At 74.8% G+C, this 21744-nt stretch carries 16 protein-coding genes; 1 reads left to right on the top strand and 15 read right to left on the bottom strand.

Translation table 11 applies throughout. The annotated features are described in order from the left end of the window. Positions 1-21 precede the first annotated feature (21 nt). From ACZ407_RS15620 to ACZ407_RS15555, 14 genes are all read right to left on the bottom strand, one after another. Positions 22-2655, bottom strand: coding sequence for a YncE family protein (locus ACZ407_RS15620; protein ID WP_468128610.1), 2634 nt, complete (start codon positions 2653-2655; stop codon positions 22-24). Then, the gene (locus ACZ407_RS15615) at positions 2652-3269 is read right to left on the bottom strand and encodes a hypothetical protein (RefSeq protein WP_468128609.1); all 618 of its coding nucleotides are present in this window, start codon (positions 3267-3269) and stop codon (positions 2652-2654) included. Before ACZ407_RS15615 ends, ACZ407_RS15620 begins: the two co-directional genes overlap by 4 nt. A 116-nt stretch (positions 3270-3385) precedes the next feature. After that, a complete protein-coding gene (locus ACZ407_RS15610; protein ID WP_468128608.1) occupies positions 3386-5701 on the bottom strand; it encodes a hypothetical protein in 2316 nt (771 codons plus the stop codon). After that, positions 5698-7083 carry a baseplate J/gp47 family protein gene (locus ACZ407_RS15605; RefSeq protein ID WP_468128607.1) on the bottom strand — a complete coding sequence of 462 codons (1386 nt, stop codon included), beginning with the start codon at positions 7081-7083 and terminating at the stop codon, positions 5698-5700. The genes ACZ407_RS15610 and ACZ407_RS15605 overlap by 4 nt, the downstream gene beginning before the upstream one ends. Further along, entirely contained in the window at positions 7076-7546 is a 471-nt protein-coding gene (locus tag ACZ407_RS15600) for a hypothetical protein (protein WP_468128606.1), read from the bottom strand. Before ACZ407_RS15600 ends, ACZ407_RS15605 begins: the two co-directional genes overlap by 8 nt. Continuing rightward, positions 7546-9507 (bottom strand): hypothetical protein, encoded by a 1962-nt coding sequence (locus ACZ407_RS15595; protein WP_468128605.1) that lies wholly within the window; start codon positions 9505-9507, stop codon positions 7546-7548. Before ACZ407_RS15595 ends, ACZ407_RS15600 begins: the two co-directional genes overlap by 1 nt. Continuing rightward, entirely contained in the window at positions 9491-10072 is a 582-nt protein-coding gene (locus ACZ407_RS15590) for a hypothetical protein (protein ID WP_468128604.1), read from the bottom strand. The genes ACZ407_RS15595 and ACZ407_RS15590 overlap by 17 nt, the downstream gene beginning before the upstream one ends. Beyond that, positions 10069-10563: a hypothetical protein gene (locus ACZ407_RS15585; protein WP_468128603.1), complete on the bottom strand. Its 495-nt coding sequence runs from the start codon at positions 10561-10563 to the stop codon at positions 10069-10071. Before ACZ407_RS15585 ends, ACZ407_RS15590 begins: the two co-directional genes overlap by 4 nt. A gap of 1 nt (position 10564) precedes the next feature. Further along, complete coding sequence (locus ACZ407_RS15580; RefSeq protein ID WP_468128602.1) at positions 10565-12094, bottom strand: hypothetical protein; 1530 nt, start codon at positions 12092-12094, stop codon at positions 10565-10567. Next, complete coding sequence (locus ACZ407_RS15575) at positions 12091-15099, bottom strand: hypothetical protein (RefSeq protein WP_468128601.1); 3009 nt, start codon at positions 15097-15099, stop codon at positions 12091-12093. The genes ACZ407_RS15580 and ACZ407_RS15575 overlap by 4 nt, the downstream gene beginning before the upstream one ends. A 3-nt stretch (positions 15100-15102) precedes the next feature. Further along, positions 15103-15405, bottom strand: a complete 303-nt coding sequence (locus tag ACZ407_RS15570; RefSeq protein WP_468128600.1) for a hypothetical protein — start codon at positions 15403-15405, stop codon at positions 15103-15105. A 40-nt stretch (positions 15406-15445) separates the two neighbouring features. Further along, positions 15446-15907 (bottom strand): hypothetical protein, encoded by a 462-nt coding sequence (locus ACZ407_RS15565; protein WP_468128599.1) that lies wholly within the window; start codon positions 15905-15907, stop codon positions 15446-15448. 34 nt (positions 15908-15941) lie between these two features. Beyond that, positions 15942-17147 (bottom strand): hypothetical protein, encoded by a 1206-nt coding sequence (locus ACZ407_RS15560; RefSeq protein ID WP_468128598.1) that lies wholly within the window; start codon positions 17145-17147, stop codon positions 15942-15944. A gap of 17 nt (positions 17148-17164) precedes the next feature. Then, on the bottom strand, positions 17165-17932 hold the full coding sequence (locus tag ACZ407_RS15555; protein WP_468128597.1) for a hypothetical protein: 768 nt from the start codon (positions 17930-17932) through the stop codon (positions 17165-17167). Positions 17933-18115: 183 nt separating this feature from the next. On the opposite strand from ACZ407_RS15555, the gene ACZ407_RS15550 reads away from it, so the two are divergent. Further along, positions 18116-20773: a beta-propeller fold lactonase family protein gene (locus ACZ407_RS15550; RefSeq protein ID WP_468128596.1), complete on the top strand. Its 2658-nt coding sequence runs from the start codon at positions 18116-18118 to the stop codon at positions 20771-20773. A 121-nt stretch (positions 20774-20894) separates the two neighbouring features. On the opposite strand, the gene ACZ407_RS15545 is transcribed toward ACZ407_RS15550, so the two are convergent. Then, entirely contained in the window at positions 20895-21656 is a 762-nt protein-coding gene (locus ACZ407_RS15545; RefSeq protein ID WP_468128595.1) for a hypothetical protein, read from the bottom strand. Positions 21657-21744 lie beyond the last annotated feature (88 nt).

Here is a 21744-nt window from a genome sequence, read left to right as displayed (position 1 = left end):
GCCTCCCGGGGGCCGGCAATCTCAGCAGTCCACCACCGAGACCGTGTCCGAGGCCGCGTTCGCGACGTAGGCGTGGCTGCCGTCCGGGTCGAGGGCGAGGCCGTGCGGGGAGCTGCCGACCGGGACCGGGGGCCCGGACAGGGTGAGGGTGGCGGTGTCGATCGCGGCCAGGGCCTTGGCCGCCGGGAGGGTGGCGTAGACGGTACGGCCGTCCCGGGCCACCGCCACCGCGTGCGGGGTCGCGGGCAGGGCGACCGAGCCGGTCACGGTGAGCGTGCCCGTGTCGATCACGACGACCTGCTCGGCCCCCGAGTCGGCGACGAACAGGCGGGAGCGGTCCGGGGAGAGGGCCAGACCCAGCGGGGCCACCCCGGCAGGGGCGGGGCCGCCGGTCACGGTCCCCGAGGCCGTGTCCACGGCAGAGACGGTCCCCGAGGCGGAGTCGGCCACGTACAGGCGTCTGCCGTCCGGGGTCAGGGCCAGCCCGGACGGGCTGCCGCCCACGGCGACCGCCGGGAGGGCGGGGGCGCCCGACGCGGTGTCGAGTACGGCCACCGTGCCGCCCGCCGGGTCGGCGACGTACAGCCGGGCGCCGTCCGGGGCCACGGCGAGGGCCCGGGGCGAGCCGCCCACCGCCATCGGCGCGCCCGTGGTCCGGAGCGTGGCCGTGTCGATCACGGTGACGGTGCCGCCCTCGCCGTCGGCCGCGTAGAGGCGCCGCCCGTCGGGTGCCACCGCCAGGCCCGCGAGGCGCCCGCCCACCCCGATCCGCGTGGTGCCGGTGTCCACCACCGACACCGTTGCGGAGTCGGGTGAGGCGACGAGGGCGCTCCGCCCGTCGGTGCTCAGCGCGAGGGCCCGGGGCCGGAAGCCGGCCGGGATCCGCTCGACCGGGGCGAGGCCGGCGGTGTCGAAGACGTGCAGGGCGTGCGAGGCGGCCCCGGCGACGTAGAGGCGGCTGCCGTCGGCGCTCACGGCCAGCCCCTGCGGGACGTGGAGGAAGGGCAGCGGCTCGCCCGCCACGGCCTGGGTGCCCGTGTCCAGGACCGTGACCGTCAGGGCGTCCGGGGAACCCGCGTACACCCGCCGCCCGTCGCGACTCACGGCGAGGAACTCGGGCCGGCTGCCGATGTGCACGGTCGCCAGCACCTCGCGCCGGAGCGTGTCCACCACGCTCACGTCGTGGGAGAGGACGTTCCCCACGTACAGGTGGCGGCCGTCGGGCGTCAGCACGGCCGCCTGCGGGCCCTGCCCGACGGCGACCGGAGCCCCGTCGGCGCCCAGCGGGTCGGCGCGGAACACGAGGACCGCGTCCGCCGACCGGTCGGTGACGTACAGGCGGGAGCCGTCCGGGGCGACCGCCGCACCGCCCGGATCCGCCGCCCCGGTCACGGTGGCCAGGACCACCCGCCGGGCGGTGTCGACCGCCGCCAGCTGCTCCGGCCCGGCCGCGTAGACGCGCTTGCCGTCGGGGGACAGGGCCAGGACCTCGGCCCCGGCGCCGCCCAGCGCGACGGTGGCGGACACCGTGCCCGCGACGGTGTCCAGGACCAGGACCCCGCCGCCGGAACCGACGGCGTACCCCTCCCGGCCGTCCGGGGACACGGCCACCGCAGTCGGGGCCCGGCCCGCGGCGACCGTGACCGGACGGGTCGAGGAGACCGCGACCGTGCCGTCCCCCGCACCGCTGACGTACAGCCGGCGGCCGTCCGGGGAGAGCGCCGCCTCCTCCGGGCGCCGGGCCGTACGGAAGGTGGCGGTCCGGGTGTCGAAGGGCAGCACGAACCGGCCGCCGAAGTCCGCCGCGTAGATGCGGTGCCCGTCCGGAGCGGCGGCCATCGCCCCCGGAGTACCCGCCACCGCGATCGTGCGCGCCACCGTCAGGGTCCCGGTGTCGACCACCGCGACCGTCCCGTCCGAACACCCCGCGTAGAGGCGCCTGCCGTCCCGGGACACCAGCGCCCGCCGGGGGAACGCCCCCACCGGGACCGTGGCGGTCACGGTCCCGGCGGCGGTGTCGACCACCGAGACGGTGCCGCCCTCGTGGTTGACGACGAAGGCGCGGCGGCCGTCCGGGCTCACGGCCACCGCCAGCGGCAGTGCGCCGACGGCGACCGGCCCGCCCTCGACCGTGTCCGTCCGGGTGTCGATCACGTGCAGGCAGCCCTCGAACAGACGGTCCGTCACGTACACCCGCGCGCCGTCCGGGGAGACCGCGATGCCCGCGGGATCCTCGCCCACGCGGACCGTGCGGATCAGCCGGTCCGTCCGGGTGTCGACCACCGCCACCCCGCCCGGCTGGACCGTCACGTACAGCCGCGAACCGTCCGGGGTGACCACCGCGTTCACCGGCGCCGCGCCCAGCGCGACGGACCCGGTGACCGCCGCCCGGCCCGGGTCCGCGACGGACACGACGGACACCGCGTCCCGCTCCCGGTCCACGACGTACAGCCGCCCGCCGCCCGGGGCGGGCGCGATGTCCTTCGCACCGGAGCAGTCGAGCCGCTCCAGCACCGCGTGCGTGCCGGTGTCCAGCACGAACAGCGCCCCGGACTCCTCGGGGCTGGACACGTACAGCCGCGCGCCGTCCGGGGAGACCGCGATGCCGTCCGGGCTCAGTTCGAGGGGGACCGGGTCCGTGCCGGGGTCGGTCACGAGGCCGGTTCCGTGTACGACACGCGGAAGCCGGTGAGGGTCATGGTGTCGCTCGCCGCCGCCCCGTCGGTCTGGGCGAGGATGAAGTAGCCGGCCTTGGCGTCGACCACGGCGTTCGCCGGATCGGGGGCCTTCTCCAGGGTGAAACCGCCGCTGGGCTGCGCAACCAGCTGGACGACCTTCACCTCGCCGCCGCCGGCGAGGTTGCGCCGGACGAGATCCAGCTTCAGCCGGCCCACTCCGGAGCAGGTGCCGAACGCGCCGAACCTGGTGATCGTGCCGCCGGCCGGCAGGGAGACCGGCACGGCCCCCTTCGCCACCTCCGCCGTCGCCCCCTTGCGCGCCTCACCGGGGGTGGAATGGTCCCATCCGACGGGCCCGACCGTGGTGAGCAGCGGGGCGATGGCCACGCTCCGGGTCGCCCCGCCGACCGCCACGAGCGAGTCCAGCGCCGAGCTGACCGCGGCGAAGCGGCTGCCGATGGTGTCGAGGTCCGCCTCCAGCATCTGGAACCGGACGTTGAAGCCGTTGTCCCCGGCCGCCGCGACCCGGTCCACCGCGTCGATCCACGGCCGGTGCTTGAAGGTCCGCTGGAACGAGATCCCGAAAGCCATGGCACCCAGGGTGCTCCGACCCCCCGCGGCATGCCAGCGGAACACCCCGGCCTTGCTCCACCCGCGTCAGACCCCGTCCCCCGGGTGCCCCGTCCCGCGGGGGACGAAGGCACCCGTCACCCGTCGTCCCCCGCCTTCCGCGGCCGCCGGTAGCGGTGGTACGTACGGGACGCGTCCAGGGCCCCGGCGGTGCCGCCGGGTTCCGTTCCGAAGCCGAGGTGGCTGCGGCGCAGCTCCACCGTGTTGATCTCGATGCCCAGCGGGCACAGCGTCTCCAGCAGGTTCATCACATAGCCGTACTGGTCCCGGTCGAGCCGCACCCCGTCGGGCAGGTCCACCTTCACCCCGTACGGCTCCGCCAGCCCCCGGCGCGCATGCGCCAGGCACACCAGCAGCGCCAGCCCGCCGTCCGCACCCGCCGCCACCCCGGCCCGGCCGCCCGTGGCCGCGGTCAGCGCCACCGGCTGCCCGGAGGCCGGCAGGCCCGTGGCGTACCAGCGGAACTCCGCCGGGGGCGCCTCCCCCTGCTTCGGCGGCCGGCCCGGCATCAGGGCGACCGCCGCCAGCAGCAGCATCCGGTTCCCCGGCCCGTCCCACACCCCCTGCACGCTGTAGAAACCACCGTCCAGCAGGGCCTGCGCCCGCCGCTCCACCTGGGCGCGCAGCGCCTCCCCGGCCCCCAGCGCGGTCAGCTGGGCCTTCGGGAACGGATACGCGACCACCTGCTCCGGCACGACGCGCTCCAGCAGCTCCCGCGCGAAGGCCGAGCCGCGCCCCGCCAGCAGCTGCCCGTCCACCAGCGGGGCCACCTCGGGCGGCGGGACCGTGCCCTCCGCCGCGGCCACCGCCCGTACCGCCGTCTCCAGCGCGGCCCCCGTCAGCGGGGCCGGCACCTGGCCCAGCTGCCGCTGCGGGAACAGCTCCGCGGCCCGCCGCACCGCCTCCGCGGCCAGCACGTGCAGGCCGCCCGTACGGGTGTCCGCGCTGTGCCGCGCCTCGAACACGGCGGCCGCGCCCGGGGCCAGCTCCGGCGGCCCCGCCACGGTCAGCCCCGACATCGGCAGCGGGGACACGAACACGGACCCCTCGCCGAACGCGTGCACGGTCTGCAGACCGCAGGGCGCCATCAGCCAGCGCCCGGCCGGATCCTGGGCGAACGGCCGCGGGACCAGGCTGCGGGCCAGCGCCCCCAGTTCGCCGCCCTGCTGGGCCAGCGCCCCCGCCTTCGAGGCCATCGCCGACAGCCGCTGCTCCCCGAACGCCTCCAGGGTGGCGCCCAGCCCCAGCTCGTGCAGGGGATCGGGCTCCTCCACGTACGCCCGGCGCAGCGCCACCGGCTTGGTGTCGCCCAGCGCCCGTACCAGCCGCACCAGGCGGGCCAGTGCCTCCGCCAGACCGGGCGCCAGATGGCGGACGGCCGGGGGCCCGGCCGGACGGACCACCCGCGCCGGGTCCGCCAGCACCTGCCGGGCCTCCTCCAGCCGGCGCCGCCGCCCGGGCGGCAACTCCACCGGTACGGGGGCGTCGAGGTCCAGCAGGTGCAGTCCGCGCAGCATCTGGTGGAAGCGGGCCCGGCGGGCCGCGCCCTGCGGACCCACGTGGACCAGCCGGGTGGCCAGCGCCAGCGGGTTCTGCTCCTCCACCACCCGGAAGCGGGCGGCGATCCCGACCCGGGAGGGCAGTCCGGCATTGGGCGCGCCGTCCGGCCCGGGCCCGTTGAGGGCCTCCGCCACCGCGGGCGGGGTGGGCAGCCGCCAGGAGGCGAACATCGCCAGCCTGCTGCGGTAGTGCGCGTCGTCCTCGTCCGGGAGCCGCAGGACGGCCAGGTCCCGGCCGAGGGAGTCGAGGGCCCCCGAGAAGGCCAGCTCCGCGTGCCGGCAGGCGCCGATCTCCCTGGCCTGCCGGATGATGCGCTGCTTCTCCAGGGTGGCCAGGAACGCGAGCCGGGCCAGCAGCCCTTCGAGGAGCACCCCCTCGACGAGCTCCCCCGCCTCCTGCGCGGGCAGTACGGGGCCGCGGACGTTCTCGGCGGGCACCTCCGCGTGGCAGGCGGGGGCCGGCACGAGGTGCACCTTCACGGTCGCCTTCAGCGGACCGCCCGAGGGCGGGAGGAAGGCGGGGAGCAGGGTGCCGGCCCCGGAGAAGGGCGCGAAGACCACCGCCGGCAGCTCCTCCGCGGCCCCCTCCGGCCGGCACAGGACCACCACGGCCTCGTCGGCCAGCGGCCGCCGCAGCCGCAGCAGGAGCACCGGTTCGTGCAGGGGCGGTTCCCCGGGGGCGGGCGGCACCCCGGGTGCGGCGGTGGTGAGCACGCCCCCGGCCAGCGGGAGCGTGCGCTGCGCGGCCCCCGCGGCGTACACCGGCGGCAGGGCGGCGAGCCCGCTCTCCAGCCCGGAGGCGACGAGCAGCCGTTGGTCGGGTTCCCGGCTCATGCGATCGTGATCTCCACCAGGGCGTCCACGAGTTGGGCGACCTCCTTGGGGCTGACGGTCACGTCCTCCTCGGCCGCCAGTTCCTGGAACTTCGGCGGGGGGCCGGCCGGATCGAAGGGCAGCTGGGGCGGGAAGCGGCGCAGCCGGAGCCCGCGGGCGTCGACCACCCCCGGCTCCTCCATGGCCGACCAGAGGACCTCGCTGTAGCGCACCGGCTCGCCCATGCCGAGGGCCTGGACCCGCCGCCGTACCCGGTCCAGGATCCGGCCCTTGAGGGCGGCCGCCTCGGGGGAGGCGACGGAGTCGGGGCGGCCGGCCGGGATGGGCAGCCCCTCCACCGAGATCTTGCAGGCGAACCCCACCGACACCTCGCCGGCCCGGTCGATGTTCGGGGCGACGCCCACGGGCCGGACCCGGTCGATCGCGGCCGCCACCCGTTCGGCCAGCTGGCCCGGGCCCTCCCAGAGCGCGCCTTCCTCCGGGGCGACCAGCACGGTGAAGAAGTGCGGGTTGCCGAGGCTGCGTTCCTGCGAGAACAGCCGCTCCAGGAAGGTGAAGCTGCCGAAGATGGGCTTGTCGATGTCCAGTCCGCCGTACAGGTCGTGCACCAGCGCCTGGCGGACCCCGGGCACCAGGGACACCGCGATCCGGACCGCCTCCGGGGTCCACAGGTTGCGCGGGTAGGCGAGCAGCAGTTCGCGGTAGCGGGAGTCGCTCCAGTACGTACCCCCGCCGTCGGTGGCGGTGGTGTGCTTGACGGTCACCAGCGGCTGGCCGCCCGCCGACAGCTTCCGCACCAGGTCCGACTTGGGGTCCAGCGGATGGAAACCGCCCACCTCGTTCGCCGCCGCATCGTGCCCGGGACCGGGTTCGAAGGCGCGTACGGCCACCGTGGCCAGCCGGCCGGTGTTGGTGAGCGTGGCCGGCTCGTCGGTGAAGTAGTCGTGCCGGTTCGCGGTCAGCAGCCGGGTCCCGCGGGGCAGCACCAGCGCCGGCACCTCGGGCGGCAGGGTGCCCTTGAGGTCGAAGGCGACCTGCCCGACCGCCCGGTGGTGCGGCCGCGGCAGCCCCAGCTCGGCGCCCAGCCGAGTCAGCGCGTCGCCCGTGGCCGTGCTCACGCGGGTGTCCTCGTACGCGAGCGCGAGGTGCACCCAGGACCGGGCCTCCTCCAGGGCGATGATCTCCAGGATCTTGCGCAGGGCGCTGCCCGCCGTGAGGTCCACGTCGGCGCCGAACAGCACCTGGGCGGCGGCCTTCTTCTCCTCCAGCAGCCGGGCCAGCGGCTTGGGCACGAACCCCTCGGGGGTGATCCCGAAGGGTTTCCCGGAGCCGCTGATCCGCACCAGCTCCTGCAGATCGGTGAGCTGTACGTCCTCAGGCATCGGCGGTGACCTCCCCGATCACGGTGTGCAGTGCGCTGCCGAGGACCGTGCGCAGGACGGCCGTCACCTGCCAGCGGCGGCTGCCCTCCGTCTCCTCGGCCAGAGTGAGTTCGACGACCTCGGCCACCCGGGCGTCCGCGGCGAGGGTGCGCAGCACGGACAGCCGCAGCAGCTCCAGCGTCATCGGCCGGGTCAGCCCCCGGGTGAGCACCCGCAGCCCGTCGAAGCCGAAGTCCACGTGGAACGGATCGGTGCCCGGGGCGGTCAGCAGGGCGATGCCCAGGCACTGCGCCAGGTTCTCCGCGCCCTCGACCACCGCGAGGTCCCGCCCGCCCGTGCCCTGGGTGAACACCAGGTCGTGGCCGATCCCGCCGGCCCCGACCGGGGCGAGGGCGATGCCGTGGCCCAGTACGCGCCGCTCCAGGGCGGCGCCCTCGTGGGAGGAGGAGGTGCCGGAGGCCATCAGACCACCTCCACGGTGGTCTGCGTACGGAGAGTGATCTTGTTCGCGGACAGGGTGAGGTCCTTGTCCGTGCCGATCTCGATGTTGCCCTCGTCGTCGATGCAGATCCGGGCCTTCCCCGCGGCGCTCTCGATCACCACCCGGTTCGCATCGGCATCGTCCGGGCGCTTGCCCACCGGCTTCATCAGCGCCTCGCCGATGCTGATCCGCAGCCCGCGGACCTGGATCACCCGGCCGCCCGTCCCGTCGATCAGGTCGTGGCTGGCCGGACCGCTCGGGCGGGGCGCGGTCGCCGGGTCCCCGGCCGACTCCCCCGAATCCCCGGTCCCCGCCAGGTTGGTGGGCAGGCTCAGCCACCAGTCGCCCAGGTGCGAGCGCGGCGCCGCGTCCGCCTCCCACAGCGCCCCGCTGACCACCGCGTTCTGCCGGTCCCCGCGGTAGTGCAGGCTGATCACCCGCATCCCCGGGTAGTGCGGGACCACCAGGCCCGTCCCGCCGAACGCGTACGGGGTCAGGTACGGCTTGTCCGCCAGCCGGGCCGGGGACTCGGCGGGCTGCGCCCGGGTCGGCACGTTCGGCGCCGGGGTCTCGGCCACCCCCTCGTCCAGCACCAGGGTCTGCGCCGCCACCTCGTGACCGTCGCGGACCGTGGGCGCCACGTCCTGCCGCCGGACCAGCCCCACCTCGTGGAACCGCTGCTCCGCACCGGCCCGGCGGCGCTGCCCGGCCACGGCCGACGCGAGGCGGGTGACCTCGTCGCCGCTGCCGGAGCGCGGATGCACCGCCCGCCGCTCGTCCTCGAAGCGGAGCTCGACGGTGAGCCGGGTGACGAACCCCTCCGCCGGGCTCAGCCGGTGGTGCACGCCGATCACCCCGTACTCCTTGAGGTCCGGCGGTGCGGCCGCCTTGAAACCCGCCGCCACCCCCGCCACGGCATCGCCCAGGGGCCCGAGCGCGGATGCGGCGAGGGTCCCCGTCAGGGATGCGGGCGAGGGGTTGGGCAGGTCCGCCCGCACCACGTCCCCCACGCCGATGTCGGGCCGCCCGAGCAGGGTCAGGTCGAACCTCCGCACCGGCGGCGCGGCGAAGGGCGAGTCCTTCGGCACCCCGTCCGGGTCCGGTTCCACCACCGGGCGGCTCTCCACCAGCCCGGTCGCCGGGGTCAGCTCCCAGCTCCGGCCGCCTTCCACGGGCTCCCGCCAGTACCCCACGTGGAGCTCCCCGGCGCGCAGGAACATCGGCACCTCCAGCGCGGCGCTCCCGCCGTGGGACAGCCGCGCCAGTTCCTGCAGCGCCTGGACCACCGAGCCGTCCGCGCCGATGTCGAACTCGCCGTCGAGGTCGATGTCCGCCCCCGCGCCCCGGACCGGCACGTTCACCTTCCGGTTCTCCGTGCAGAGCCCGGTGGCGTAGCCGACCACGGTCCGCGCCGCCTGCGCGGTGTCCAGCATGGGCTTCTGCACCTGCATCCGGTGGTAGGCGGCGTCGATGCCGGAGAAGCGGGTGCGGTACGTGAACTCCCCGTGGGTGCGCTCGACCGACAGCACCCGGCCCTCCAGCACCGCGTGGAACCCGTCGTCCTTGCCGTCGAGCCCGCCGGGCGGCGGCGCCCCGAGCGCCCCGAGCGCCGAGCGCACGAACCCCCGTTTGAGGTCCCACCAGCCGAGCCGGATCTCCACGTGCACGTAGTTGCCGGCCGCGATGGCCGCGTACTCCTTGTCGGGCAGCCCGTCGAGGACGATCTCGAACGTCGCGCCCCGCAGGGTGTCGTCGGCGTCGACCTTCACCTCCAGCCGGTGGCCGGCGTGCGTCAGCAGCAGCGGCTCGGAGGTGCGGTCGGGGAAGCCCTCGTCGTCCTTGTGGAAGACCAGGGCCCACCCGGCCTGGAATCCGACGACCGGCTCGCTCGCCGCCCCGGCCGCCGACATCGCTCCGGAGGTGACACTAGACAAGGAGGTCATAGGGGCTCCCTTCCTCCGCCCGGCCGGGCGGGGCCGGCGGGGGACTGCCGCCGGCGCGTTCGCGGAAGCCCGCCAGGATGCGGCTTCCCACCTCGGCCGGCTCCACCAGCGCCCGCGCGCCGAGGACGAGTTCGGCCACCAGGATCTCGATCACAAGGGCGTGCTCCGCCGAGCTGCCGAAGGCCATCGGCCGCCCGACCACCACCGGCGCCGACCCGATCGGCCGGCCCGCCTCCAGCACCACCAGGTACGGGCGCACCGCCGCGGGGTCCAGCGCGCCCGGCACCGGCGAGGTCAGCCCGGCCCGGGTCCCCTCCCGCAGCCTGGCCCAGTCCTCCGGCCGGACGCCGGGGGGCGGGCCCGGCCGGGGCGCGGACTCCGCGCCCCCGTCCACGACGGTCCGCGCGGGCTCGGCGGCCAGCGCCCCCACGAGGTCGGCGGTCAGCGCGACCAGAGTGACCGTCAGCGCCCGCCGCCCGGCCCGCACGTGCACCCGCTGGGGCAGCCCCAGCGACGCGTTGAAGGGCAGCGGCTCGAACCCTTCCGGGAGTACGAGGGTGGTCACAGGAACTCCGTAGCCGTCGAGGCCGCCAGCATCCCCGCGTCGGTCAGCAGGTCGACCGGGCCCGGGGGTGCCACGTGCTGGAGCTCGATGTTCACCTCGATCGTGTCGAGCCGCTGCGAGGACGCGGCGAAGCCGAGGCTGGTGACGTGCATGTTCATCCGGACGGTCATGCGCGTGGCCAGGATCAGGCCGGAGACCTTGCCGCCGGTGAAGCGGCCGATCGCCCCGCCCCGCTTGGCGAAGTCGGCGAGCAGCTCCAGCCCCTGCTTCCAGGCGTGCCGCTGCGGCCCCACCAGCAGGGCCGTGAGGCTGGCCGTCTCACTGGCGTTGCCCACGGCCGCCCGGAACGAGGGGGTGCCGATCGGCGGCAGGGTGTAGCGCGAGCTGACCGCGAGCCGCTGCACCGCGAACAGCGGCACCACCAGCAGCCCGTCGGTGATGATCGCCGAGGGCAGGCTCTGGAACTCGTCGAGGGTCGATGCGGAGCTCATGTCACTCCTTCACCCGGATCTCCATGATCAGGTCCGGGCCGGTGGGGATCCGGACCTCGGAGTGGAAGACCTCCAGGAAGGCCTTCTGCAGCTCCTCGGAGTTGGTCACCCACACCACCCCGCGCAGCCCGTTCTCCCGGGCGAACACCAGCTGCCGCTCCATCTCCCCGACCACCGAGATCCCCGTCTTCTCCTCGTACACGGCGATCAGTTCGCGGGCGGTCACCTTCTCGGGGGGCCGCATCTCGGTGGTCAGCTTCGGGGTGGTGTCGCGCTGCCAGGAGGTGTCCCGGCGCGGGATGCCGCCCTGGATCTCGTCGGACTCGTACTCGGGCCTGTCCTTCTTCTGCGCGGGCTTCTCCCCGGGTTTCTTCCCCGACGGTTTCTTCGCCGGCCCCTTGCCCGGTGCCTTCGCCTCCGGCGTGCCGGCCTCCGCGGGCTGCTTCCCGGCGGCCCCGGCCTCGGGTGCCCCCGGGGCCGGCTCCTTGCGCACCCGCCCCGGCGACTTCCGGCCCTGGAGGTGGCCGGACTCGGAGACCGCCACGCCCGTGTGCTTGGCGTCGTACACGAAACCGTCCACGATCCCGTCGATGCCGATCGTCGTGAACGTGCGCACCGGCGCCTGCAGCTTCCCGGTCCACTCGAAGGAGGAGCCCGTCACCCGCTCCTGGTACCGGCCCGCCTCCACGTGCGGGCCGCTGCCCGGCACCCTGCGGCCGGGCCGGATCCGGTCCTGCGCCACCAGGATCGCGATCGCCATCCGGTTGCGGGCCTCCAGGCCGTCCTGCCCGGCCAGCACCGACTTCACCGCCGCGGCCACCGGGTCCTGCGCCCCGTGTTCGAACATCGCCACGAAGCTGCGGGCCGCCCGGGTCACCTTGAGCGACTGGCGCCCGTACTGCCGGGCGGTGAGCGGCTTGTGCGGGGCCCCGGGACGGCCGCCCACGCGCTCCGGCCGCACCGGGGACGGCGGGGCGGTCTCGATCGCCTCGAACAGCCGCTCCGCGGCGGCCGCGAGCTCGGGCCCGGCTCCTGCCGCCGGGCGGGGCGGGGCAGCAGGGGGCAGCCCGGCCCGCTCGGCGGGGGTGTAGGAGCGGGTGTGCCCGCCCAGGGCCTCCAGCTCGTTGCGGGCGATCAACTGCCAGTCGTGCTCTTCCGACTTGAGTACGAACGCCAGATCGTCGCGGAAGGTCTGGAGGTTGTCGAGGACGGCGGACAGGGCCTGCAGGTCGCGCGACCGTACCGCGGGGTCGCGCAGGGGCCGGGGGTCCTCGGAGTGGAGGGCGTGGAGGTCGTCCAGGAGGGAGTTCAGCGCCTGCTCCATGCGGTTCCGGGTGGTGGTGAGCCGCGCCACGTGCACTCCGGTGCCCCGGAGGACCATCAGCTCCGTCAGCCGGTCGACGGTGCGCTGGGCCGGGGCGCGCCCGTGGAGGGCCGCCAGCGCCCGGACGGCCGCCTGCGCTCCGGGATGGTCCCGCGTGAACTGTCGGATCTGCTGGACCAGCCGCGTCCGGTCGATCGTGTAGGTCATCGCTTCTCCCCGTCCTCCGGGTCCGGCTCCCACGTCCCGTGCCGGACGCCCTGCTCCCGGGTCCACGCCTGCACGGCCGGAGACACCACCCGGGTCACGACCTGGTCGACCACCTCCATCACCACCGCCTGCGTGACGGCCTGTCTGAGGGCGTGCTCCAGCAGCTCGTTCGCCAGGTTCGCGACCAGCCGGCGCCGTACGTCCGCCGTCACGACGGACACCCCGGCCCGCCGGCCCACCTTCCACAGCTGCGCGGCACGGCCCACGATCACCTTGGCGCCCCCGGCGATCTGGTGCAGGTCGAAGACGGAGAACGCCAGCCCGATGGCGGCCGACAACTGCTCGGCCTGGACCTCCTGCCAGTGCAGCAGCGCCTCGGGGTCCATCACCGACTGGTACAGCCGGCCCTTCTCCCGGGCGTCCAGAACGTCCGAGACCGCCAGCGACACGGACACCACCCCCGTGATCAGCCCCGCCGCCGCGGCCCCCAGCGGGGCGCAGAGCAGGCCCAGGACCAGCACGCCCGCCGAGGCGAAGGCCTTCACCGCCACATCGGCCTGGTACTTGCGGCCGAGCGCCAGGTTCACCCCGTCCGCGTACTCCTGGAGCGCTCCGGCGTGCGGCCGCAGTTCCTCGTCCGCCAGGGCGTGGATGCCGGACAGCTGGAACCACAGGCCGCGCGCGTCCCGGCTGCTCGTCGCCTCGACCCGCCGGGAGACCTCCAGGGCGAAGAACGCGCCGCCCTCCGGTTCGGCGGCCTTCCGGGTCATCTCCGCGTTGGCCTGGTCCATCTGCGCGAGCAGGTTCCCGAGGAAGGCGCCGACCGCGGCGGGATCCCGCTGGGCGGAGACGAAGACCTCCTCCAGGTCCCCGATCTGGAAGAAGAGCGGGTCCACCTGGTTGACCAGGCCCCGCCGGGCGTTGATGCCGGCCTCCAGGTCCGCAGCCGTCCAGTTCCGGCCGCCGTGCACCGCCAGGTGGACGGTCCCGCCCCGCTCGATCCGGCTGTCGGCGAGATCGGCCAGGGTGCGTGCACTGACGTGGTTGATGGGGGGCGGGAGCAGGACGTGGTGCTCGTGGTAGCCGGGCCGGTACTGCCTCTCCCGGACGGAGAGCACCGCGCGCACCGGGCCCGTCGCACCCGTGCGCTCGGCGTGGCGCACGGCCGTGAGCAGCACCATCAGCTTCACCACGCTGCCGCCGAGCACGTCCAGCACCTGCGAGAAGTGCTGCACCGAAGCCTCGGCGTGCGGCCCCCTGCGCTGGACGATCGCGGTGCGGGACGAGCGCAGCTGCTGGAGCAGCAGCACCCGGCAGGTCTCGGCGTACAGGTAGGTGCAGCCGTCGGTCAGGGTGGAGTGGACCTCCTTGAGGAAGCCCAGGCTCCAGCCGGCCGCGTTCGAGACGGGCCCGCCGCCGCTCGGCCGGACCTTCTGGGCGTTGTCCGGCAGCTGGTAGACGAGCGCCACCTCGTCGGCCAGTTCGCGGACCGTCCGCGCGGCCTCGGCCAGCCGGTGCAGGAAGCCCAGTTCGGGGGCCTGGCCCGGGCGCAGGTGCAGATAGCCGTTGTTGCCCTTGCCGTCCCCGCGGACCGACACCTGCGTGGTGACGGTGCTCTTCACCGAGGCCATGCCGACGGCGTGCGCCCGCGCGGAGATCACCCGGGCGCAGTTCAGCGCGAACATCCCGGCGTAGCCGCACTCGGGCACGTCCAGGAGGCGGGCCAGGTGCCGGATCCCGTCGCCCAGCCGGTCCCCGGAGCGGGGCAGCGAGCGCCACTCCGGCTCCCCTTCGTACGGGGTGCAGCCCAGCGTCCTGCCGCTGAGGTCCCTCGGCCAGACCGGCCTGGGCGGCCTCGCAGGCTGCCGGACCGCCCCCGCGCCGGCCCGCGCGGCACCCGGCGCGGGCCGTGCGGGCGCCGCGGCGGGCCGCGGGACGGCGGTCACGAAGCGGATCCGGGCCGGGACGACGTCCTTCATCACCGCCAGCAGCTTCCGGTCCGCGAACACCTCGCAGAGCACGCTGGGCCCCTGCGCCCCCTCCAGCAGCCGTTCGGCGTACCGGCGCCGGGCCCCGGCCTCGCGGAGCGGGTGGCCGGCCGGCTCCCGGGCCTCGTCGAGGAGTTCCAGGAGCCGCTTGTCCACGGATTCCACCGTCCCGGGCCGGTCGGTGCGCACGAGGTCGTAGTACGGCGCGAGCCCGCCCGCCGAGGACAGCACCGACCGGGCACCGGCCCCGGTCTGCTGCAGGCCGAGCAGCGGGAACGCATGGCACTCCTTGCCGTGGGCGTCCTCGGGCAGCGTTCCGTCCGGCTGCAGCAGCTCCTTCTTCACGTCGGTGATCCAGGCGAGGGCCGGGATGGCCCGGCCCTTGTACACGACCAGCCCGGCATAGCCCGGATGGCCGTGCTCCTCCGGCTTCCACACCGCCCCGTGCCGGTCCAGGTGCGCCAGCCACGCGGCGTGCAGGGCCTCCTTCTCCGACAGCACCTCGCCGACGTACGGCAGGTACACCCAGTCCTTGCGCTCGCCCTGCCGGTGGAACAGCGGGACCGCCACCTCCGCCCCGCCGTGGTCGTAGGAGGGGATCCGGTACGTGGCATCCGCAGCCCCGTCATCCCCCTCGCCGCTGCCGTGCCCGCCCGGCGCTCCGCCCACGCGCCCCGGATCCAGCGGCTCGTCCGCCGGAACGGCCGTCCGCGGCGCCGGGGTTCCCCGCCGGCGCAGCAGCCCCGAGGCGGACACCGCGTAGTCCAGCCCGCGGCGTACGGCCTCGGAGGCGTGCTCCCGCACCCCCTCGGCCGGGGTCAGGCCCGTGAACACCGGGGGCTCGCGGTGCACCACCACCGGCCGGCCGCTCCCCCGGGCGTCCACCACCTCGCGGCGGGCGGTCTCCAGCGCACGCCGGCAGGCATCGCCCACCGCCTTCTCCAGCAGCGCCAGCTCGCGGGCCGTGACCGGCTCCACCAGCCGGACGTGCAGCGGCACGTGCACATGAAGGGGCACCCCTCAGCTCCACTCCGCATGGGCGTGCAAGGCGTGCCGCACCCGGCGCAGCGCCTCGTCCACCGCCTCCTGCACCACCCGGGCGTGCGGGGCCCCGACCACCTCGACGGTCACCGGCAGGTGCACGTGGATGTCCAGCCGGGCGTCCTGCTCGGCGAGCACGAGCTCGGCCTCGCTGCCCTCGGCGGGCATCACCAGTTCGCCGCGCCGGACCGCCACGAGCCCGTCGCGCCGTACGCGCGCCGCCCACGGCCGGGCCCCGCCGCTCTCCGGCCGCGGAGGCTGGTGCCCCGTGCCCTCGGTCATCGCCACTCCTCCGTGCCGTGCCCCTCCGCGGCCCCCGCCGTCAGGCCATGGCCTTCGGCATCTTCGTCTCGCCGCCGCCGTCGTCCACCACGGCCTCGCGCGCCACCCCGCTGAACGTGGCCGCCGGCGCCCCGTTCACCACGGCGTTGGACGGATTCGCCGAGGTGATCAGGCACTTGTTGAACAGCAGCTTCTGGAAGTCCCACTCGTCGGTGCTGCTCCCCTTCGCCTGGTACAGGCCGATGGAGAACTCCTTGCCGGTCATCGCCAGCCGGGTCAGCTCCGCGGCCGCCCCGCCGATGGCCTTCACGGTCATCTGGAAGGTGAAACTCGCCGGCTGCGCGATGTAGCCGACGTGCGTGGCCTCCAACGAATGGATCACCTCCGCGTTGAGCGCGAAGGTGGGCGTGAAGGTGTCCACGGGGGTCAGCGGCTTGTCGGACTTGCCGTCCAGCACGACGGCGAGGCGCGAACTCATCCAGGTGGTGGGGGGAGTGGTCACGGGGCGTCCTCCGGTGGCGGGAGCAGGGGGTGGTTCAGGCCGCCTTGAAGGCGAGGTTGACGTCGAGGAAGTGGACGGCCCCGGCGTACGTGACGGACAGCAGCACCTCGACCGTGCGCTGCGTACGGGCCGTGGTCAGCGTGTTGACCTGGCCCGGGGTCCGGCCGGCCTCCTCCGCTTCGAGGATGGGCAGCAGGGGGATGTCGATGGTGAAGGCGGTGATCACCCCGGAGGTGACCAGCGGGCTGAGGATCCCGTCGATGCGCGAGCGCAGCGCCTGCATGCCCAGCCGGTCGATCCGGGTCTCACCGATCGAGCCGATCAGCCCCGCCTTCAGCAGGAACTCGATGTGGTCCAGCACCCGCACCACGTCCACGTACAGCCGGTCCGTCTTGGTGGTGTAGCTGCGCCCGGAGCCGAGGTGGAGCCCCTCGCCCGGGATCAGCTCCGGGTCGATGACCGGGATGATGAACTTCTGCGTCAGCTGCTGGATCTCGGTGCCCGTGAACTGGGCGCCCAGCGGGATCTTCAGGTCGTTGACCGGCTTCAGCAGCACACTGGCGTGCGGCGGCTGCCCGGCGATGGCCCCGGTGACGGCCGCGGCCACGTCCGGCGTGGGCTCGCCCTGCTTCTTCTCCACCCGCGCCGCCACCAGGATCATCCGGCTGGCGTCGCTCTTGAGAGCGCCGTACGCGGAGTCGGCGGCCTCGGCGAAGGTCTTGCCCCCGAGGGGCAGCGCCGGATCGACCATGGCCACGCCCATCCGGGCGTTCCCGGCGGCGCTCACCTCCTCCACGTGCTCCTTGAGGTCCTTCAGCCGGCCGGCGTCGGTCTCGCCCGCCAGGCAGACGAACTGCACGGGCAGCGCCGCGGCCACGGCCAGGGCCGCCTTGTATCCCGGCACCGGCGCGGTGCCCGCCGCCGCTCCGGAGGGCACCGCGTCCGCCGTCCTGATGGCGAACACCCGCGAGGGCGCCGGGTCCTGGAGCAGGGCCGCGCGTACCGCGTGGAAGAGCGGTCCGGCCTCGATCTTGCCGGTCGTCGTGTTGAGGGTCGTGAACTTCTCACGGGCCTCGGACACGGTGCCGATCTGCAGCGGGACGTTGGGCTGGGCCGTGCCGGAGGTGCCCGCCGACCCGACGATGGCCACGTTGCCCACCGCACGGCGGGCCTGCGGCTGCATCCCGCTCGTGTTGATCCGGACTTTGATGAACGGGAACTCGGCTGCGGTCTCGGTCATGTTGTCACTCCTGGCGGTCAGGGCACCGCGACGGGCACGATGCCGACGTGCCGGAGCCGGGTGGCGAGTTCGGTGAGGCGGGCCCTGCGCAGGGCCGCGGTGTCCCCGGGGTCCGTACCGGCGGGCACCCCGGGCAGGTCGGCCTCGTCGAGGGCGGCCTCCGGGAACAGCAGCAGGGCGGGCGCAGGAGTCCGTACGGCCATGCCCGCCGGGGGCCGGGGCCGGTCCGCGCTGTCGGCCACCCGGGCCATCCCGACCTGTACGCCGGCCAGCCGTTCGGCGAGGCCGTCGAAGGGCCGGTCCAGCACGAAGGCCACGCACACCAGCTTGAAGGCCGTCTCCGACAGCTCCGGCGCGGGCTCCTCGACCATCTGCACGTTCAGGCCGAGGGGGATCCTGCCCTGGGCGTCGGGGATGCCCGCACCCACCGGATCCTTCCTGGCCACATCGGTGATCGTGGTCTCCACCCCGCCCCGGCCCGCCAGCAGCGTCAGGTCGAGCCGGGCGTCCGCGTCCACCGTCGGCCCGGCCAGCGGCCACCGGGCCTGAAGGCGCCACTGCCGGCCGCTCTGCATGTCGTACACCTGGGCGTCGAGCGGCTGGGCCGACACCGAGGTGGGCATGAGGGTGACCTGACGGGTCACCACGGCCGTCACGGGCCCGATCCTCGCCTCCTGGGCGGTGAACGCCGTCTCCAGCAGCCGGTCGCCCACCCCGGGGGTCAGCAGGGCCCCGCACTCGGCCGAGTCGAGCAGGCGCAGCAGCGTACGGTCGCGGAACTGCACGCGTCGCCCTCCCTTCGGTCCGGAATGCACATCGCACGGGCAGTTCCGAGGTACCAGGGGCCGTGCGGGTTGACGCCTGACGGACCGGCAGTTCACACGTCCTGGGCAACACGTCGGCCCGGGCGGACGTACGCACCGCCGCGCCGACCGCCGGCGCGGCCGGGCAGGTCCCACGGTGGGGGGATGGTCAACCAGAGCACCGCCCCGATCCCGCTCGACCTGCGGCCGTCCGACGTGGCGATGTCGAAGGACGGCAGCACGCTGTACGCGTCCAGCAGCGACGAGGCGGGCTGCGTCTTCGTCCTCGACACGGCCACCCACACCGTCCGCAGGAAGATCGACTGCCCCGGGGCGAGCGACATGCTGCTCGCCCCGGGCGGCCGCAGCCTCTACGTCACCAACCGGGACGGACGGGCGGTGACCGTGATCGACACCGCCACGGAGAAGGTGTCCGGCTCGATCGCCGTGCCCGCCGTGCCCTTCGGCCTGGCCGCGCTGTCCACGGGCACCCGCATCTACGCGGCGGTCGGCGAATTCGGCGCCACCGATGCTCCCGGCACGGTCGCGGTGATCGACACGGCGACGGCCAAGGTGATCCGGAGCATCACGGTGGGCGATTCGGCCTTCGGCCTGGCCGTCTCCCCGGACGACTCGCGCGTGTACGTCACGGACTTCGGGAGCGGCGAGGACGGCGCGCTCCACGTGATCAGCACCGCCACCGACACCGTGGACGGCACCCCGGTCCCCGTCCGGCCCTTCGCCCGGGCTGCGGCCGTCACCCCCGACGGCTCGCGGATCTTCGTACTGGAGGGCCAGGACGGCACCGTCTCGGTCGTCGACGCCGCGAGCCGCGCGGTGATCGCCGGTATCCGCGTGGGGAGCTTCCCCAAGAACTTCTGGATGGACCCCGCGGGCAGGCGCCTCTACACGGGGAACGCGGAGGACAACACCGTCTCCGTGATCGACACCGGCACCCTTCAGGTGACCAGGACCCTGCTGGTCGACGGTCCCCCCGGCAACCTCGTCGCGACCCCCGACGGCCACCGCCTCTACGCCGCGGCCTTCCGCGAGCGCCTCGTGCTGCCCGTCGACGCCCGTACGGTCACCCTGCGCGCGGGCAAACGCCCCGAGGCCGCCCTGTTCACCCGCAACAGCCGGCTCTGCGTGACCAACCCCGGAGACGGCACGGTGACGGTGCTCCGCCCGGAACCGGCGGAGATGGCGGTCGGGGACGAACCGGTGGCCGTCGCCGTGGCCGCCGACGGCCGCACGGCCTACGTCGCCAACGCGCTGTCCGGCGACGTCTCCGTCATCGACACCGCCACCGAGCGGGTGACCGCGACCGTCCCGTCCGTGCCCGTCGGCCCCGCGGCCGCCCTCGCCCTCGCCCCCGACGGCAGCCGGCTGTACGTGGCCGGCCCGGACCAGGTCACGGCCGTCGACACCGCCACCCGCACCGTCACCGGGGCCGTGCCCGTCCCGGGGCTGACCGGGATGGCCATGAGCCCGGACGGGCAGCGGCTGTACGCCACCGACGGGGACCGGCACATGTTCGTCGTGACCACCAACCCGTTCGGGCTGCGCCCCGGCCCGCCCGGGGTCCTCGGGGACAACCCGCTGTCCGGTGCCACGGACCTGGCCGTCACCCCCGACGGCAGGCACGTCTACGTCCCGGACACGGGCGTGAACCGGGTCATGGTCATGGACACCACCAGCCTCACCCTCGCCACGATCTTCCCGCTGGCGGGCGGACCCCGGTCCGTGGTCATGAGCCCGGTGGAACGCCGCGCCCACATCAGCTGCGAGGGCGACGGCACCCTGGCGACCGTGGACACCAACAGCCACACCGTGGTGGGCCGGCCCGTACCGCTGCCGTTCGCCGTCGCGGACCTTGCGATCAGACGGGAAGGAACCCCGCTGTACGCCGCCGCCCCGCTCGGCCGGGCCGTCGTGGCGGTGGACCCCGCGACCCGCACCCGCCTGGAGGCCTTCCCGGCGGGAGCCGACCCCTTCGCCCTGGCCCTCAGCCCCGACGGACGCCGCGCCTACGTGCCCAACCTCGACTCCTCCACCGTCTGCGTGGTGGACACCAACACCACCCGGATCCGCCTCGGCGGGGACCCGGCCGGCCTCGCCGCCACCTCCGACGGCCGCCTCGCCTACGTGGCCGTCCCCGCCTCGGGCACCGTGGCCGTCATCGACACCGTCACCGGAACCGAGGCCGGACCCGCGGTCCCCGTCGGCGGCCGCCCCAGGGCCCTCGCCCTCACCCGCGACGACACGACCCTGTACGCGGCCGGACCCGGAGCGGTCACGGCCGTGGACACCGCCACCCGCACCGTGAAGGGCACCCCCGTCCCGGTCGGCGACCTCCCCCAGGCCCTGGCGCTGGCCCCCGACGACTCACGCCTGTACGTGGCCGACGCCGCCGCCGGCACGATCACCGTGATCGACACCGCCACCGCGGCCGTCACCGCCGTCGTGCCCGCCGGAGTGGCCCCCCAGGACCTGGCCCTCAGCTCCGACGGCTCCCGCCTCTACGCCTCCGACACCGGCGCCGACGCCGTCCTCGTGATGGACACCGCCCGGCGCACGGTGGTCGCCACCGTCCCGCTGCCCGGCAGCCCCCACGGCCTGGCCCTCACCACCGACGGCCGCACCCTCCTGGCCACGATCCCCTCGGCCAAGTCCCTGGCCGCCATCGACACCGCCACCCTGACGATGCGCGGCACCCCCGTCCCGGTCGGCAGCGCCCCCCACGGAGTCGCCGTCACCCCCGACGGAACCCGCGCCTACACCGCCGACGCGGCCTCCGACACGATCTCCGCCGTGGACCTCTGAATCCGGTGCGGGTTCGGCGGAACGGCATGAGGGCCCCTCGCGCGGGCGGTACGGAGGGTGTCCGTACCGGGGCGAGAGGCCCTCGTGCGGGCCCGGGTGGACGGGCCGGTGATGGGGCAGGTCAGACCTTCCTGATGCTGTAGCGGACGCCGGTCACGCACTCGCTGTTCTGGCTGGAGCCCGTCACGACCCATCCGGCGGGGATGGGCGAGTTGGAGCAGACGAGCAGGACGGTCTGGGTGGTGACCCTGGTGATGCTGCCGCGCACGCCGGTGACGCACTCGCTGTTCCGGCTGGAGGTGGTGAGCACCCACCCGGCCGGAATGGGCGAGTCGGAGCACACGAGGAGGACGGCCTGGTCGGTCACCCGTGTGATGGCGAAGCGGACGCCGGTGACGCACTCGCTGTTCCGGCTGGAGGTGGTGATGACCCATCCGGCGGGGATGGGCGAGTTGGAGCAGACGAGCAGGACGGTCTGGGTGGTCACCCTGGTGATGCTGCCGCGGACGCCGGTGACGCACTCGCTGTTCTGGCTGGAGGTGGTGAGCACCCACCCCGCGGGGATGGGGGAGTTGGAGCACACCAGGAGGATCGTCTGCGTGGTCACCTGGGTGATGGAGTAGCGGACGCCGGTGACGCACTCGCTGGTGCGGTACGAGGTCGTGATGACCCACCCGTCCGGGACGGGCGAGTTGGAACAGATCTGCATCATGGCGGACGCCGTCTGCGCCGCCCGTGCCGGCTGCGCGGACGCGTCGCCCGCGGCGGGGGCCGCCTGGCGGGCGGGGGCCGCGGTCGCGGAGGCCGACGCCGGTCCGGCGACGAGTGCGGCGGCGGCGAGGAAGGCAGCGGCTGCGGTCGACAGCCATCGGGCCAACTTCACGGGAGGGGTCCTTTCAGGTGGACGGACGGAAGGGTGTACCGCCGGGCCCGCGGTGGTCACGACCCTAGCCGCGGGCTTCCCCCGCGGA

Source organism: Streptomyces sp. NPDC030809, assembly GCF_055572195.1.
The sequence above is the reverse complement of the archived record's forward strand: the minus strand, read 5'-3'. Positions and strand labels throughout refer to the sequence as shown.